A 14,806-nucleotide genomic window follows, 5' to 3' on the forward strand; every position below is an offset into this window, starting at 1 on the left:
CATGACCGAAGTCGCGTTCCATTTCAATGCGCCCGACAAGCTCGCCTATGCCTGCCGGCTGCTGCGCAAGGCCGCCGGCATGGGTTCGCGCGTGGCGGTGACGGCCGAAGCCGACTTTCTGCAGCGCCTCGACACGGCGCTGTGGACCTTTTCGCCGCTCGATTTCGTGCCGCACGCCACCGAGCGCCAGGGCCAGGCGCTGCTCGAGGCGTCGCCCGTGGTGCTGCTCGGCTCGGTGCTGGACGCGCCGCACCAACACGTGCTGCTCAATCTCGGCGAATCGGTGCCCGAAGGCTTCGAGCGCTTCGAACGGCTCATCGAGGTCGTCTCGCTCGACGACGCCGACCGCCTGCGCGCACGCGAGCGCTGGAAACACTATGCCGCGCGCGGCTATGCGATCGAGCGCAAGGACCTCGTGCTCAAGGCGGCCTGAACATGCAGACGCCTCGCACGCCGCCGCGCTTCGTCCCGACGCTCACCGAAGTGGTGCAGAACGAACCGGTGTCGTCTCCGATGTCGCCGCCGGAACCGGTGGCACCGGCGGCCTTCGTGCCTGCCCTGTCCCAGCTGTCCGCCGAATCGGACCCCACCGCCGAGCCCAAGGCAATGCTCGATGTCGTCGCCACCGAAACCCTGGAAGACCAGATCATCCACCGCGTGATGCAGCGCGTCGACCTGTCGCTTGAGCAACGCCTGCAACAGGCCGTCTCCGCCATGGTGCTGGCGCAAACGCAGCTGCTGGTGCCGCGGCTGCGCGAGGAAATCGAATTCGTGGTGCGGCAATCGGTGTCCGACGCTGTTGCCGATGAGCTGGCCACCCGCAACCCGCGCTGAATGCGGCCAGCGCCTATCCCCGTCCGCCGGCCATTCAGGCACGGTTCGTGCAGCGCCTGGTATACCCAATAGTGCACCCGTGTGTTCCCTATATCTTGGGCCAGGAAATTGCGCTATTGTGTCGCTCGTGAACTTTGACATTCACAGAGTTATTGGCTTGAAGCTATTTTCATCACTGGAGTATTTATGCAAATGAAGTTGAAACTGACCGTCGCTGCCGCCATTGCCGCCGTTGCTGGCATGGCCTCTGCACAAGACGTGCAAGTGGTCAAGATTGGCCACGTCGGCCCGGTTTCCGGTGCGCAAGCCCATTACGGCAAGGACAACGAAAACGGCGTGCGCATGGCCATCGAAGAGCTGAACACGCAGAACATCGTGATCGGTGGCAAGAAGATCAAGTTCGAAATCCAGGCTGAAGACGATGCGGCCGATCCAAAACAGGGCACGGCCGCCGCACAGAAGTTGTGCGACGCCAAGGTGGCCGGCGTGGTCGGCCACCTGAATTCGGGCACCACCATTCCCGCTTCCAAGGTCTACAACGACTGCGGCATTCCCCACGTCACCGGCGCGGCCACCAACCCCAACCTGACCAAGCCAGGCTACAAGACCACCTACCGCATCATCGCCAACGACAACGCCCTGGGCGCCGGCCTGGCGTTCTATGCCGCCGACGCGCTGAAGCTGAAGAAGGTCGCCATCATCGACGACCGTACCGCCTACGGCCAGGGCGTCGCCGACGTGTTCAAGAAGACGGCCATCGCCAAGGGCATGACCGTGGTCGATGAACAGTTCACCACCGACAAGGCCACCGACTTCATGGCCATCCTGACCTCCATCAAGTCGAAGTCGCCAGACGCGATCTTTTACGGCGGCATGGACCCCCAAGCCGGCCCGATGCTGCGCCAGATGGAGCAACTCGGCCTGTCCAACGTGAAGTACTTCGGCGGCGACGGCATCTGCACCTCGGAAGTGGCCAAGCTGGCCGCCGGTGCCAAGACGCTGGAAAACGTGGTTTGCGCCGAAGGCGGCGCTTCCCTGGCCAAGATGCCTGGCGGCACGGCATGGAAGGCCAAGTACGACGCCAAGTACCCTGGCCAGTTCCAGGTCTACAGCCCGTACACCTACGACGCCACCTACCTGCTGGTCGATGCCATGAAGCGCGCCAACTCGGTGGATCCGAAGGTCTACACGCCTGAACTCATCAAGAGCAACTTCAAGGGTGTGACGACCACGATCCAGTTCGAGCCCAACGGCGAACTGAAGAACCCGGCCATCACCCTGTACGTCTACAAGGACGGCAAGAAGACGGCGCTGAACTAAGCCGATGGCACGCGGCCACCGCAAGGTGGCCGCCGCCCCAACGAGGCCCCCGGGTTCTGCGGAATCCGGGGGCTTTTTTTCATCCTGGCCGGGCTGCGCCGCGCGCGTTCAAATACACCGCATACAGCGACGTGGTCGCGCAGATGAACAGCCGGTTCAGCTTGGCGCCGCCGAAGCAGACGTTGGCCACGGCTTCGGGCAGCAGGATCTTGCCGATCAGTTGGCCCTCGGCGGTGTAGCAATGCACGCCGTCGCCGGCACTCGTCCACAGGTGGCCACGGCTGTCGATGCGGAAGCCGTCGAACAGCCCGTTCGTGGATTCGGCGAACACCTCGCCCCCGCTCAGGCCGTGGCCGTCGACCACCCCGAAGCGGCGGATATGGCGCGGCCCGCCGGCCTGGTGCGTGGCACCGGTATCGGCGATGTACAACAGGGATTCGTCGGGCGAAAACGCCAGCCCGTTCGGCTGCACGAAACCGTCGGCCACCTTGGCCACATGGCGGCCGTCCGGTGAAATGCGGTACACGCAGCACGCGCCGATCTCGCTCGGAGCGGCGTCGCCTTCGTAGTCGCTGTCGATGCCGTAGCTCGGGTCGGTGAACCAGATGCTGCCGTCGGACTTGACCACCACGTCATTGGGCGAATTCAGCCGTTTCCCGTCGACGTGCGAGGCCAGCACCGTGCGGCTGCCGTCGTGCTCGGTGCGCGAGACGCAGCGCCCGCGGTGTTCGCAGGAGACGAGCCGGCCCTGCAGATCGACCGTGTGGCCGTTGGTGTTGAGCGCCGGCTGGCGGAACACCGACACCGAGCCATCCGTGTCGTCCCAGCGCAGCATGCGGTCGTTCGGAATGTCGGACCAGACCAGATAGCGGCCCGCGGCGAACCAGGCCGGCCCTTCGGCCCAGCGGCAGCCGGTGTGGAGTTTTTCCACATGCACGTTGGGGAACACCAGGCCGCGAAAGCGCGGGTCCAGGACTTCGAAGCTGGGAGTGAAGGCAATTTCCATGGGTTTTCTCTTCAAGCCGAATGCCGCCGACCGCGGCCGTAGATCAGGAGCATGCCGATGATCACCACGCCGTAGGTCACCTGCCGGCCCATCTCGGAGATCTGCATCACCGACAGGATGGATTGCAGCAGCGTGATCAGCACCACGCCGACCACCGTGCCAAGGTGGGAGCCACGCCCGCCCAGGATGTTGGTGCCGCCCAGCACCACGGCGGCGATGGCCGGCAACTGGTAGGCATCGCCCATGGCCTGGTAGGCCTTGGTCGAATAACCCGTGAGCAGCACGCCCGCCGCGGCGGAGCAGGCGCCAGCGATCACAAAGCACAGCAGGGTGACGAACCGCGTGTTCACACCCGAGAGATAAGCCGCGCGTTCGCGGTTGCCGATGGCATAGATCGAGCGGCCCAGCGTCGTGCGGTGCAGCAGGAACATCGTGCCCGCGCCGACCACGGCCCAGACCAGCAACGCGTTCGGCAGGCCGAACCAGGAGCGGCCGGTCGCGATCAGGTGCATGGCCGGCGTGGCGCGGTCCTGCGGCGCGAAGCCGCCGGTCTGCAGCACGATCAGACCCTGCGCCACGGCATTGATGCCGAGGGTGAAGATCATCGACGGCACGCGCAGGTAGGCCACGCCGATGCCGTTCAACAGCCCCAGCGCCGCGCCGCACAGGATGCCGAAGGGAATGGCGAACACGGCGCCGGACTCGCCCCACCAGCCGGCCGCCGCGGTGGACATCATGCCGCCGACCGTCACCACCCAGGGCACCGAGAGATCGATGCCGCCGAGCAGGATGACCAGCATCGCGCCCGTGGCCACCACGCCGAGGAACGACGCGATCTGCAACTGCAGCAGCAGGTAGTCGGGCGACAGGAAATTGCTGGAGTACAGGCTGCCGAACAGCAGCAAGGCCAGCGTGCAGGCCGCGCCGGCGGCCACGGGCAGGTGTTCGGAACTTCTCAGGCGCAGGGCAAGACTGGACATGCGGGTCATCGGTAGAGGTCGAGCCGGTTCTGGAGCTTGAGCAGGCGCACGGCGCCGAAGCTCACCGCCGTCAGCAGGATCACGCCCTGGAACAGGGGTTGCCACAGGGGCTCGAGGTCGAACACGAACAGCAGGTCGCCGATGGTGCGCAATGCGAACGCGCCGAAGATCGAGCCGATGGCGCTGCCCGCGCCGCCCGACAGCACGGTACCGCCGATCACCACCGCGGCGATCGAATTCAGCGTGTAGACGCCGCCGATGGCCGACGAGGCCTCGCCGGAAAAGGTGACGAAGGTGAGCAGCAGGCCGCCTACCGCCGCCAGCAGCCCGGCCAGCGTGTAGGTGACGATCTTGGTGCGGCCGATGGCCACGCCCGACATGTAGGTCGCGGCTTCCGACGAGCCGATCGCCAGCGCCGCGCGGCCCAGCACCGAACGCCGGTAGGGCAGCCACACCAGCACGACGGTGGCGCACAGGACGGCGATCATCGCCGGCACGCCGCCGGGCAGGGCGCCCGTGAGCGCATCCGCCAGCCCGGCCTGTACGTCGCCGCCGGGCACGGGCCTGAGGCCCAAGGCCAGGCCGTAGTAAACGATGCCGGTGGCCAGCGTGGTGATGATCGGCTGCAGCCGGCCGTAGACGATGATCAGCCCGTTGAGAAAGCCGCACAACGCGCCGGCCGCGAGCACCACGACCACGCCACCGGCCGCCTGCAGCGGCGTGCCGACCACGAGGTAGGAGGCCAGGCAATTCGCCAGCACGAAAACCATGCCCACGGACAGATCGATGCCGCCGGTAAGCACCGGCAGGGTCTGCGCCATGGCCACCACGGCCAGCAGCACCCCCTTGTTCGCGGCCGTGGTCAGCACCGGCACGGTCCAGCCGATCTGGTGCTTGGCGATGTAGACGGCGAACAACACGGCGAACAGCGCCACCGCGATGAGCGTGGCGCGGTGCTCGCGCAGGCGGAAATACCAGTCGGAGCGTTTGGAAGACATCAGGCGGCGATGTTTTCGGGTTGGGTTTCGAGATCGGTTTCGAGATTGAGCGCCGTGGCCACCAGCGCGTGTTCGGTCAATTCGGGTCCGGCCAGCCAGCGCACGATGCGGCCGTCGTAGAACACGGCCACCCGGTCGCAGCAGCCGATGAGCTCGGCATAGTCGGTCGAATACAGCAGCACCGCCACGCCTTCCTCGGCCAGCTTGCGCAGCAGCGCATAGATTTCCTGCTTCGTTCCGACGTCGATCCCGCGTGTCGGGTCGCTCAGCAGCAGGATGCGTGGCGCATTGAGCAGCCACTTGCCGATCACCACCTTCTGCTGGTTGCCGCCCGAAAGCGTGCCCACGGCCACACCCGGATCGGCCACCTTGATCGACAGCCGCCGCACCATGCCGGCCACGGCCGCGCTCTCGTCGTCGCGGCGCAGCACACCGGCGCGGCTCAGCCGGTCGAGGGACGCGTAGCCAAGGTTGTCGTTGACCGACATCGGCAGCATCAGGCCGTCGGTCTTGCGGTCCTCCGGCACCAGGGCAATGCCCAGTTCCGGGCGCTTCGCGTGTTTGGGGCTCTGCACCTCGATCGGCCGGCCGTCGAGCAACACCTCACCCCTTACCCCCCGCAGCACGCCGAACAGCGCCAGGAAGAATTCACGCTGGCCCTGTCCGTCCAGGCCGCCAAGCCCGACGATCTCGCCCGGCCGCACCGCCATGTCGATGGCATGCAGGCGGTTGCTCCACGACAGGCCGCGCGTCTCCAGCGCGGGCGCCGCCGTGGCCGGCCTCGGCGCAGGCTTGGGCGGGAAAGCGTGTTCTATGTTGCGCCCGATCATCATCTCCACGACTTCGGCATCGCTGCGGCTGCCCGCGGCGAAGGTGGCGACGTGGCTGCCGTTCCTGAACACCGAGCAGTCGTCGGCGAGCTCGGCGATCTCGTTCATGCGGTGCGAGATGTAGACGATGGCCATGCCTTCGCTGCGCAGCCGCTTGAGCAGCGTGAACACACGCAGCACGTCGGCCGCGGTCAGCGCAGAGGTCGCCTCGTCGAGGATCAGGATCTTCGGCTGGCGCGCCAGCGCCTTGGCGATCTCCACCAGCTGCCGGCGCGACAGGGTGAGCGATTCCACTGGCGCCAGCGGATGAATGTCTTCGGCGCCCGCACGCGCCAGCGCGGCCTCGGCGATGCGCCGTTGCGCGCGGCGGTCCACCAGGCCGAAACGCGTGGGCGGATCCGTGATGCAGATGTTGTCGGCCACGGAAAGGCTCGGCATCAGCGACAGTTCCTGGAAGATGCAGGCGATGCCGGCGGCCACCGCCTCCTTGGGATGCGCGAAGCGACGTTCCGCGCCTTCGAGCAGGATGCGGCCCTCGTCGGGCTGCACCACGCCGGTCATGACCTTGATCAGCGTCGACTTGCCCGCGCCGTTCTCGCCCAGCAGCGCATGGACGCGGCCGGGCGCGCAGGCGAACTGCGCGCGTTCCAGCGCCCGCACGCCGCCGTAGCGCTTGGCGATGTCGACGAGTTGCAGGACGGGCTCACGGGCGTTCTGCATCGGCCTAGTTGTTCTTTTCGTCTTTCGACATGATGTCGGTGGCTTTCAGATTGACATCGCAGGCCGGGAATTCGTTGGTGGTGAAGAAGTTGTCGGTCAGGTCCGGGTAGAAGTTCTCGCCCGCCTTGAAGTTCGGGTGCGTGGCCTGCGGAATCGGCACCGAGATCATCTGCGGCATGACCTTGCCCTGCAGGGCCGCGACCGCGGCCTTCATGGAGATCGCCACCAGGCCCGGCGACTGGCCGATGGAGGCACACAACAGCCCATCCTTGGCATTGGCCGCGCAGAGCTTGCGGAAACCGTTCTCGTCGGCGCCGGCCACGGGGATCATCGGATGCTTGGCGTCGATCAGCGCACGCACGGCGCCGGTGGAGCCCGCCTGCACGAACATGCCGTCGAACTTCTTGTGCACCGACACCGCGTCGGCCACGGCCTTCTGCGCCGTGCCGTCGTCCCAGTTACCGACGACTTCGACGATCTCGAACTTGTTGCCCGGCGCCTCGGCCACCTTGCGAAAGCCCAGGTGGCGGTCGCGGTCCACCGAATTGCCGGGCAGGCCGCGCACCTCGAGCAGCTTGCCGGTCTTGGCCTTGAGGTTCTTCAGCACCCATTCGCCGGATTGCGAGCCGATGCTGGTCTGGTCCTCGTTGACCATCATCACCTGGTCGGTGTCGAGCACGTTGTCGAAAGGCACGACGACCACCCCGGCCGCGTTGGCGCGCCGGATCACCGGGGCGAACGCGGCGGGATTCACCGCGAGCGTGATGATCGCGTCATAACCTGAGTTGATGAAGTTGTCCATGGCCGCGATCTGCGCCGCCACATCGGTACCGGTGGAGACGATCTTGAATTCCTTGAGCTGGGCTTTCATTTCCGGCGTGGCGGCATAGGCCTTGGCCATCTTGATCATCTGGATGCGCCAGGTGTTGCCGACGAAGCCGTTGGCCAGTGCCATGCGGTAAGGACCTTTCTTGGCCGGCCACTGGAAGTACTTGGTGTTGGCGTCCCAGGGCTTGAAACAGCCCGGGTTCTCGCCGGGACCGCTGACGACGGACGGGCCGGCGGCGAACGCGGCGGCAGAGCTTGCCAGCGCCGCCAGAACCGCGGCCATCCGAAAACGATGCTTCATTCTTGACTCCTGTTGTTGTGGATCTGGGCACCAAAGTTGCCGGGTTATCATACAAATCTGCCTTTTGCCAACCGCTAGGGCTTACCCTGCTTGCCAGGGGCACCTGGGTCGGTCACCCCTCGGCGCCGTCGGTTTGAACCTACGCCGAAAGGCGCCCGTCGCCGCGTCGCGCGGGCGCTCGTCGACACGAAAATCGCAGCAACATGTCCATCGATTCGGCTGCCATTCCACCGCAGGGTTCCTTGACGCAGGGTGCCACGGCCGTGTCCGTTTGGGCACGCGTGCGGCGCTGGGCCGTGCCCGCGCTCGGCGTGCTGGTACTAGGCCTGCTGCTTTCGCACGCGCACAAGGTCGATTGGGCCGGCGCGTGGGAGGCGCTCAAGCGTTATCCACCGCTGCTGCTGCTGGGCGTGCTGGGTGTCGCCACGGCCAGCCACGCGCTCTATGGCTGCTTCGACCTGATCGGACGGCGCCATACCCGCCATGCGTTGCCCTGGTGGCAGGCCTGGGCCATCGCGGTGACAAGTTACGCGTTCAACCTCAACCTCGGCTCGCTGGTCGGTGGCGTGGCGCTGCGCGCACGGCTGTATGCGCGCGCCGGACTCGACGAGGCCACGGTCGCCCAGGTGGTGGGCATCAGCCTGGCCACCAACTGGCTGGGCTATGGCCTGCTGGCTGGCGGGCTGTTTGCCGCCGGCCTGATCGCGCCACCCGAGCAGGCGCACATTGGCAGCACGACGTTGCGCGCCATCGGCGTGGCGATGATGCTGCTGGCCGCCGGCTACGTCGTCGCCTGTGCCGTCGCACGCGGCCGCGAATGGCGTGTGCGCGGCAAGGCGTTGCATCTGCCGTCGCCCCAGCTGGCGCTGGTGCAACTGGCGATTTCGGCCGCAAACTGGGCGCTCATGGGCTGTGCGATGTATCTGCTGCTCGGCGAAAAGGTCGGCTACGGCATGACGTTGGGCGTTTTGCTGGCGGCGTCGATCGTCGGCGTGCTCACACCGATCCCGGCGGGCCTGGGTGTGCTCGAAGCGGTGTACATCGCGCTACTGGCCGGCACGGTGGGGCAGGGCCGGTTGATGGGTGCGGTGCTGGCCTACCGTGCACTGTATTACCTGCTGCCGCTGGTCGGCGGCCTGGTCCTGTATGCCACCCTCGAGCGCTACCACGCGGCCCACGGCGCACCATCGGCGAACCTGCCGGCGCAGCCCTCCTGATTGGTGCGCGGCTGCAGCTCTGCAGTCGATGTGATAAGGTTGAACCTAGGGTAAACACTAGGTTCTCGCCGTTCGGCGCACGCCACCAATGACAGATATTTCAGAAGATCAACGCAACCGCGTCCTGCTGCGCGCCGTGCTGGCGCTCGGCGTGGGCGGCTTCGCCATCGGCACCGGTGAATTCGTCATCATGGGCCTGCTGCCCGAAGTGGCGAAGGACATCGCCGTCAGCATCCCGCAGGCCGGCCACGTCATCAGCGCCTATGCGCTGGGCGTCGTCATCGGCGCGCCGTTGCTGGCCGTGCTGGCCGCCGGCTGGGGCCGGCGCACATTGCTCATCGCCCTGATGGCGGTGTTCGCGCTGGGCAATTTCGCCAGCGCGCTGGCGCCGGGCTACCTGTCGCTGAACCTGCTGCGCTTTGCCACCGGGCTGCCGCACGGCACCTATTTCGGCGTGGCCGCGCTGGTGGCCGCGACCCTGGCGCCTCCGGGGCGGCGTGCCCGGGCCGTCGGCCTGGTGATGCTCGGCCTGACCGGTGCCACGCTGGTCGGTGTGCCGATCGCGGCCTGGCTGGGCCAGCTGTTCGGCTGGCGGGCGGCCTTCGTCTTCGTGGGACTGATCGGCCTGCTGGCCATCGTCATGATCCGGCGCGAGGTGCCCGACCTCGCCGCGGCACACGGCGCGAGCCCTTGGCGCGAACTCGGCGCGCTCAAGCGCAAGCAGGTGTGGTTCACGCTCGGCATCGCGGCCATCGGCTTCGGCGGCATGTTCTCGGTGTTCAGCTACATCAAGCCCACGCTCACGGAGGTCACGGGCCTGTCGGTCGCCGGCGTGCCGGTGGTGCTGGCGCTGTTCGGACTGGGCATGGTCGCCGGCAACCTGGTCGGCTCGCGGCTGGCCGACAAATCGCTGATGCGCACCATCGGCGGCGTGCTGGTCTGGGCCATGTTCGTGCTCACGGCGTTTGTCTTTGCGGCGCACAACCTGGTTGCGGCGGGCATCACCGTGTTCCTCATCGGCACCACGGTTGCCATCGGCCCCGCACTGCAGATCCGGTTGATGGACGTGGCCGGCGACGCACAGACGCTGGCCGCCGCACTCAACCATTCGGCCTTCAACATGGCCAACGCGCTCGGCGCCTGGCTCGGTGGCGTGGCCATCAGCGCCGGCCTGGGCTGGACTTCCACGGGCTGGGTCGGCGCGCTGCTGGCCCTGGCCGGGCTGGGCATCTTCGCCTGGTCCCTGGCCAGCGAGCGCAACGGCCGGCGCGGCGGCAAGGCCGTGCGGGCCCATTCGACCTGATCAAGCCTGCAGGCGCAGTGCCGCGTTCAGGCGCGATGCCGACGGCAGGCCGAGCAACATCAGCCGCGCCTGCTCGCTGACGGCCGGTGCCGTATCCCGCAGAAAGCGGATCTCACCCGCCACCAGCGTCGCGATCGGCAGACCGTCCTGGAACACGACGCGGTTGCCCGTCAAGGCCGGCAGCTTGTCGCCCGGCAGCAGCGTGCCGCACAGGTTCAGCGGGTCGACACCCGAAACACACACCAGGTGACCGTCCGGCGCGCGCCGCCGCACCTCGCGCAGCATCGGGATCGCCTCGGGCAGCGCGAACTGTTCGCCCGCAAGCCCAGCCACGAACCGCCCGCCACGGATGTCGCCGCGCGCCTCCAGCCGGTGCAGCACGGGCAGCAGCTCGCGCCAGGGCGGCAGCCAGGCGGCTTCGCGTTCCAACAGGCGCCAGAACACCACACCGTAGCGGCGCAGCAGCGTCATCGCCACGTGTTCCAGCGCTTCGGGATCGGTCCGGCTGCGGCGTGACGGCGTGGCGGCTTCGCCCGACGGCATGTCGCCGCGGCGCAGCAGCGCCCAGCGGCCGGCTTCTTCCATGGGGCTCGGCGCGGCCCCCGTGCGGCGACGCCGTGTGTTCGCATGGCTGCTGCGCTTGGCCTGCGGCAACAGCAGCGCGCGCAGGCCCGCGAAGCTGTCGGCATTGACCAGGCCGGTCGAGACCAGTTCACCCAGCGCGTCTTCGAGCTCCGCGGGCAGCAGCCGGGCGTCGGCCTGCAGTTCGTCGAAGAACATCGCCCCGTCGCGCAACAAGGCGGCGCGGACCCGCTCTGCGCGCGGCGACACCTCGGGTGGTCCGGCGGCCTGGGGCAGGGCATTCCAGAGCCCGAGTCGGCGCCGTGGCAGCAACACGATGGGCGTGGTGCGCACCGGTCCGCCAGCGGCCTTGGCGGGCGCGCCGAGCCGGGTCCAGACCAGCTTGCCGGCGCGGCACAGGCTGTCGAGCCAGGGCGCGGCATAGCCGTTCAGCCGCGCCGGCAGCAGTTCGGCCTCCCACGCGCCGGCGGCGGCCTCGAAGCCTTCGAGCTGGGCCACGGCCTCCAGCAGCGCGTCCTGGCCCTGCAGGCGGGTATCGGGCGAGAGGTGTTGCCAGTCGAGCAGGAAGCGCATGAAGTCCTGCCGTTCGACGGGCTCGATCTCGCGGCGCAGGTGCTTGAGCGTGGCGCGGTGGATGCGGGCCAGCAGGTGGCGCTCGCACCATTCTTCCTGGTCGGCACCGGGCGTGAACCGGCCGCGCATCACGTAGCCCTCGGTCTCGAGCTGCACCAAGGCCTGCCCGATCGCACCGGCCTCAAGCCCCAGCGGTGCGGCGATGGTCTCCACCGTCTGCGGGCCGAAGCCGCCGAGCCGGGCCCGCACGATCTCCACGATGGCCGTCTCCTGCGTCCAGTCCTCGCGTGTCTCGATGCTCTTTTGGGGCGGCTTCAGCGCGGGCTCGAGCCGCGCACCGGGGCAGGCCGCCGCTACACACGCGAGCCGTTCGAGCGCCACCCATAGAACGGCGCCGTCAACGCTCGTCAACCGCGCAGCCCGGCCGCCGCGCGCCAGTTCCGCGAGCCAGTCCGGCCAGCCATCGTTGGCGGCGGCTTCGGCTTCGGTGACGCAGACCAGGCTCAGCAGGGCCTCCTGCACCTCGTCGCTGCTGCGCGCGCGCGGCCAGGCGTCTTCGGCGACGGCCTGGATCGCCTGTGCATCGAGCGCGCCCAGGTCGTCGGCGGATTCAGGGTCGGACCAACGCCGGCCCATGACGGCCTGCGTGCGGCGCTCTTCGAGCGGTGCGTCGTCGAGGAAGGCATACGGCCGCGCGTTCAGGATTTCCATGGCCAGCGGGGAGGGCGCCGGCAGGTCGCGCGCGACGAGGCGCACGGTGCCGGCTTCGATGCGGCGCAACACCGCCAGCCAGCCTTCGCAGTCCATGGCCTCGTGCAGGCAGTCGTCGAGGGTTTGTTCGACCAGCGGGTGATCGGGCAGTTCGCGCTCGCCGACGATGTTCTCCAGGCAGGCGGCCTGGTCCGGAAACACGGAGGCGAGCAGGTCGTCGCTGCGCATGCGCTGCAGTTGTGGCGCGACCTTGCGGCCGCCGGCGAAACGCGGCAGGGCCAGCGCCGTGGTGGCGGCCCAGCGCCAGCGCACGTTGAACAGCGGTGCATCGAGCAGGGCCTGCACCAGCAGGTGTTCGGCGCTCGCGGACTTGAGGTAGCGCCACACCTCGTCGAGCACGAAGCTGTGGCTGGTGGCGAGCGACAGCACGATGGCATCTTCGGAAGCCGCCGCCTGCAGTTCGAAATTGAAGCTGCGGCAGAAACGCTTGCGCAGGGCCAGGCCCCAGGCGCGGTTGATGCGGCTGCCGAAAGGCGTGTGGATCACCAGCTGCATGCCGCCGGATTCGTCGAAGAAACGCTCCATGACCAGCGTGTCCTGCGTCGGCAGGGCGCCGAGCGCCTGGCGCGATCGCGCGAGGTAGTCGACGATCTGCCGCGCCGCGTCCGCATGCAGGCCGGGCTCGTCGACGAGCCAGTCGACCGCCACGTCCCGGCCGGTCTCGAGCCGACCGTCGATCTCCCCGCGCAGCCGCGCCACACCCGCCGACAGGGCGTCGCTGCGCCCCGGCGCTTCGCCGAGCCAGAACGGGATGTTCGGCGCCGCGCCCTGGGCGTCTTCCACGCGCATCTTGCCGGTTTCGATGCGCACGATGCGGTACGAGGTGTTGCCGAGCTGGAACACGTCGCCGGCCAGGCTCTCCACGGCGAAGTCTTCGTTGACGGTGCCGACCGATTGGCCCTGCGGTTCGAGCAACACGGTGTAGTCGGCGTTGTCGGGAATCGTGCCGCCCGAGGTGACGGCCGTGAGCCGGCCGCCGCGCCGCGCGCGCAGCGTGCCGGTGACCGTGTCGCGGTGCAGGTAGGCGCCGCGGGCCCCGACGCCTGCGCCCGCGCTGCCCCGGTTGCCTTCGCAGAGCATGGCGACGACGGCGTCGAAGTGTGCGCGGTCGAGTGCGGCATAGGGCTCGGCGCCGCGCACCAGCGCGAACAATGCGTCCTCAAACCATTCGCGGCAAGCCACTTCGGCGACGATCTGCTGGGCCAGCACGTCCAGCGGCGCGCGCGGGATGCGCAGCGTGTCGAGTTCGCCGCGGCGCACGCAGTCGAGCAGGGCCGCGCATTCGACGAGGTCGTCGCGCGAGGTGGGAAACAGCCGCCCCTTGGGTGTGCCGCCCACATGGTGGCCGGAGCGGCCCACACGCTGCAGGAAGGCCGCGATGCTGCGCGGCGAGCCGACCTGGCCCACCAGGTCCACGTCGCCGATGTCGATGCCGAGTTCCAGCGAAGCCGTGGCCACCAGCACGCGCAACTCGCCGCGCTTGAGCCGTTGCTCGGCGTCCAGCCGGTATTCCTTGGCCAGGCTGCCGTGGTGCGCGGCCACCGCCTCGGCGCCGAGCCGGTCCGCGAGATGCCGCGCCGTGCGTTCGGCCATGCGCCGGGTGTTGACGAACAGCAGCGTGGTGCGGTGCAGCACGGCGAGTTCGGCCATGCGGTCGTAGACGCGCTCCCACACGTCGTTGGCCATCACCGCTTCCAGCGGCACCGGCGGCAGCTCGATGGCCAGATCGCGCGCACGGCCATGGCCGATGTCCACGATGCCGCAGTCGTTGTTCAGGCCATCGCCCGAGCCGCCGACCAGGAACCGCGCCACTGCGTCGAGCGGCTTCTGCGTGGCCGACAGGCCGATGCGCACCGGCCGCGCCTGCCCCGATGACCGGCACAGCGCGTCGAGCCGCTCCAGGCTCAGCGCCAGATGGCTGCCACGCTTGCCGCCGGCCACCGCATGGATTTCGTCGACGATCACCGTGCGGACCTTGCCCAGCATGGCACGGCCGCCATCGGAAGACAGCAGCACGTACAGGGATTCCGGCGTGGTCACGAGGATGTGCGGCGCGGTCTTGCGCATGCGCTGCCGCTCCTTTTGCGGCGTATCGCCGGTGCGCACGGCCACGCGGATGCCCGGGTCGGGCAGGCCCAGCTTCTCGAGCTCGCGCGTGATGCCTGCCAGCGGCGCCTGCAGGTTGATGCGGATGTCGTTCGACAAGGCCTTCAGCGGCGAGACATAGACCACCGTGGTCTCGTCGGGCAGTGCGCCACCGTGGTCGGCGCTGTCGCGCACCAGGGCGTCGATCGCCGCCAGGAAGGCGGTCAGCGTCTTGCCTGAACCGGTGGGCGCCGCCACCAGCGTGGGCCGGCCGCTCTGGATCAGCGGCCAGGCCTGCTGCTGGGCGGGCGTGGCGCCGCCGGCGAAGTGCGAACGGAACCACGCGCCCACCGCAGGGTGGAATCCGGCAAGGGCGTCCGGGCTAGCAACGGGGCGGCGGGATGACGACACAGGGGACATGCCCACCCATTTTGGGGCCAGGCGGTCAACCGCAACCG

Annotated in this window: 11 protein-coding genes; 5 read left to right on the forward strand and 6 right to left on the reverse strand. The window is 68.4% G+C overall.

The features are described 5' to 3' along the window. Position 1 precedes the first annotated feature (1 nt). From RD110_RS13785 to RD110_RS13795, 3 genes are all read left to right on the forward strand, one after another. Complete coding sequence (locus RD110_RS13785; RefSeq protein ID WP_076200013.1) at positions 2–433, forward strand: DNA polymerase III subunit chi; 432 nt, start codon at positions 2–4, stop codon at positions 431–433. A gap of 2 nt (positions 434–435) precedes the next feature. Next, entirely contained in the window at positions 436–834 is a 399-nt protein-coding gene (locus RD110_RS13790; protein WP_076200014.1) for a hypothetical protein, read from the forward strand. A gap of 186 nt (positions 835–1,020) precedes the next feature. Then, complete coding sequence (locus RD110_RS13795) at positions 1,021–2,154, forward strand: branched-chain amino acid ABC transporter substrate-binding protein (protein WP_076200015.1); 1,134 nt, start codon at positions 1,021–1,023, stop codon at positions 2,152–2,154. 79 nt (positions 2,155–2,233) lie between these two features. On the opposite strand, the gene RD110_RS13800 is transcribed toward RD110_RS13795, so the two are convergent. From RD110_RS13800 to RD110_RS13820, 5 genes are read right to left on the reverse strand one after another with little or no spacing between them, the layout of a single operon-like run. After that, entirely contained in the window at positions 2,234–3,160 is a 927-nt protein-coding gene (locus RD110_RS13800; RefSeq protein WP_076200016.1) for an SMP-30/gluconolactonase/LRE family protein, read from the reverse strand. 11 nt (positions 3,161–3,171) lie between these two features. Next, positions 3,172–4,140, reverse strand: a complete 969-nt coding sequence (locus RD110_RS13805; protein ID WP_239467035.1) for an ABC transporter permease — start codon at positions 4,138–4,140, stop codon at positions 3,172–3,174. A gap of 5 nt (positions 4,141–4,145) precedes the next feature. After that, on the reverse strand, positions 4,146–5,138 hold the full coding sequence (locus RD110_RS13810; protein ID WP_076200018.1) for an ABC transporter permease: 993 nt from the start codon (positions 5,136–5,138) through the stop codon (positions 4,146–4,148). After that, positions 5,138–6,688 (reverse strand): sugar ABC transporter ATP-binding protein, encoded by a 1,551-nt coding sequence (locus RD110_RS13815; protein WP_076200019.1) that lies wholly within the window; start codon positions 6,686–6,688, stop codon positions 5,138–5,140. The genes RD110_RS13810 and RD110_RS13815 overlap by 1 nt, the downstream gene beginning before the upstream one ends. A gap of 4 nt (positions 6,689–6,692) precedes the next feature. Continuing rightward, positions 6,693–7,817, reverse strand: coding sequence for a sugar ABC transporter substrate-binding protein (locus RD110_RS13820; protein ID WP_076200020.1), 1,125 nt, complete (start codon positions 7,815–7,817; stop codon positions 6,693–6,695). A 203-nt stretch (positions 7,818–8,020) separates the two neighbouring features. Between RD110_RS13820 and RD110_RS13825 the strand changes: the two genes are divergently transcribed. Then, on the forward strand, positions 8,021–9,034 hold the full coding sequence (locus RD110_RS13825) for a lysylphosphatidylglycerol synthase domain-containing protein (RefSeq protein WP_076200021.1): 1,014 nt from the start codon (positions 8,021–8,023) through the stop codon (positions 9,032–9,034). A gap of 88 nt (positions 9,035–9,122) precedes the next feature. Then, positions 9,123–10,337, forward strand: coding sequence for an MFS transporter (locus RD110_RS13830; RefSeq protein WP_076200022.1), 1,215 nt, complete (start codon positions 9,123–9,125; stop codon positions 10,335–10,337). Here the strand turns inward: RD110_RS13830 and RD110_RS13835 are convergent, their stop codons facing one another. Further along, complete coding sequence (locus tag RD110_RS13835) at positions 10,338–14,768, reverse strand: DEAD/DEAH box helicase (RefSeq protein ID WP_076204961.1); 4,431 nt, start codon at positions 14,766–14,768, stop codon at positions 10,338–10,340. It abuts the gene before it with no gap. Between the last annotated feature and the right edge of the window lie 38 nt (positions 14,769–14,806).

This window comes from Rhodoferax koreense (assembly GCF_001955695.1).
Taxonomy (GTDB): Bacteria; Pseudomonadota; Gammaproteobacteria; order Burkholderiales; family Burkholderiaceae_C; genus Rhodoferax_B; species Rhodoferax_B koreensis.